General features: G+C 63.0%; 2 protein-coding genes and 1 pseudogene. All 3 read left to right on the plus strand.

What is annotated here, in order from left to right; translation table 11 throughout:
- The coding region (locus AB4043_RS23830) for a CDP-alcohol phosphatidyltransferase family protein (protein ID WP_442308295.1) at nt 1–568 on the plus strand (568 nt) is incomplete at its 5' end.
- A 22-nt stretch (nt 569–590) separates the two neighbouring features.
- Nucleotides 591–1,634: an Asd/ArgC dimerization domain-containing protein gene (locus AB4043_RS23835; RefSeq protein ID WP_442302413.1), complete on the plus strand. Its 1,044-nt coding sequence runs from the start codon at nt 591–593 to the stop codon at nt 1,632–1,634.
- 3 nt (nt 1,635–1,637) lie between these two features.
- Nucleotides 1,638–1,997: pseudogene (locus tag AB4043_RS23840) on the plus strand (magnesium transporter CorA family protein); the annotation flags it as partial.

The raw sequence follows: 1,997 nt of genomic DNA on the forward strand, positions 1-1,997 counted from the left end.
CGTCATCACCTTCGGCGTGGCGCCCAGCATCCTGGCTTACCTGTGGGGATTCCGCATGCTGCCCATGGTGGGCCACCTGGTCTTCCGGCAGAAGGTCATGGACCTGGGGCTGTTCATCTGCTTTTTATTCCTCATCTGCGGAGCCAGCCGCCTGGCGCGGTTTAACATCACCAAGGACCCGAAGCCGCAGAATCCGGGACGGCCAGACCGGAAGTACTTTGTCGGTATGCCCATTCCTGCCGCGGCTGGTGTTGTGGCTTCTGTAGTGCATTGCTTTGATGGCCAGCCGATCGACAATATCTGGATCGCGCTGGTGTGGTTGTCGTTCGTTGCGTTTGTCGGGTTCCTGATGGTGAGCCGCTGGCGCTTCTGGAGCGGCAAAGAGATTAACCTCAGCCGGGGCCATCCGTTCCGGCTTCTGATTCTGCTGACGCTGGCCGTGGTGCCGCTTTTCCTGTGGTCGGGGATTACATTGATCACGCTGGCGCTCAGCTATACCGTGTACGGTCTGTTCTCGCGCGTGAGCTATGGATGGATGCGACGCCGCCGTACACAGACCGCATCGTAGCGGCAACAGGAAGGAAATCAAGATGGAAGAACGCGTGTATCACGTCGGCGTGGCTGGCGCATCGAGTCTGGCAGGCAAGGATCTGCATGAAGAGTTGGGGCAAAGCGTGCTGGCTGCCGCCGATGTGCGTCTGCTGGACCATGAAGAGCTGGCCGGAACGCTGGAGGCCACGGAAGACGAGATGAGCTTCATTCAGAAGATCGACGCCGACGCCTTCGACGGCCTGGACCTCGTCTTCTTCGTCGGCACCGCCGCGCAGACCGCCGATAGCTGGGGCTTCGCCAAGAAGGCAGGCGTGGGCATTGTGGATCTGAGCTATGCCATGGAAGACCAGCCGGAGACGGTCGTACTGGGTCCGTGGGTGGAGCAGGTGCTGGCCGCCAAGGGCCCGGGCGCAGCGCTCAGCCTCAGCACGGTCGCGGTGATCGCCGCGCATCCGGCGGCGCTGATGCTGTCGCTTATCGCGGCACGTGCAGGGAAGAGCCTTCCGCTGAAGAGCCTGGCCGCGGTGGTCTATGAGCCGGCATCGCAGATGGGCAAGGAGGCGATGGACGAGCTGCATCAGCAGACGCTGAACCTGCTCTCGTTCCAGTCGCTGCCCAAGGAACAGTACGACGCACAGGCAGCCTTCAATCTGCTGCCTGAGTTCGGTGACGCTGCCCTGCAGCGGCTGTCAGTCACCGATGGCCGTATTCAAAAGCACTTTGCGCGGCTGGCCGCGGGACGCCTGCCGGAGCCGGCGCTGCAGATTGTGCATGCCCCGGTCTTCCATGGCTATGTCGTCAGCGTGCTGCTTGAGTTTGCGCAGCCCATAGAGTTGGTTCTGCTGGAGCGCGCGCTCGAAGGCGAGCACGTCGAGGTGCTGTTGGGCGACGCCGAGCCGCCAAGCAATGTCAGCGCCGCGGGACGGAAAGAGATCCTGGTGCGCCTCCCCGAGGATTCCGGTGCGCCGGTCTCGCGCGTGTGGCTGTGGCTGGCTGCGGACAACCTGAAGCTGGCCGCACAGAACGCGATTGCCTGCGCCGTCGAGCTGGAAAAGCTGCGTCCCCAAGGGAAGGTGCAGTAGCCGATGCTGCGGTCGTTTCATGTGGAGGGCGGCAAGCTGCATATAGACGAGGGCGATTCGCTCTCCCTGCTGCAGCAGGCCGCGTGGATCGACCTGCTGGCGCCCACTCCGGAAGAAGACCACGCCGTGGAACGTGCGATGGAGCTCTCTGTTCCCACCAGGGAAGAGATGTCCGAGGTGGAGAGCAGCAGCAACCTCTACCGCGAGGATGGCGCCTCGTACATCACGGTCCGGCTGGTCAGCCGTCCGCGCGACCAGCAGCCCAAGCTGGCGGCCGTAACCATGATCGTGACGCCCAGGCAGTTTGTCACGCTACGCTATGCCGATCCCACAGCCTTCAAGCTCTTCTGCGCGCGTGTGGAT

The organism is Terriglobus sp. YAF25 (genome assembly GCF_052113305.1).
Classification (GTDB): Bacteria; Acidobacteriota; Terriglobia; order Terriglobales; family Acidobacteriaceae; genus Terriglobus.

What these genes read in the sequence shown, in the direction of transcription:
- AB4043_RS23835 (WP_442302413.1), top strand. Translation starts at nt 591, where the DNA reads ATGGAAGAACGCGTGTATCACGTCGGCGTGGCTGGCGCATCGAGTCTG.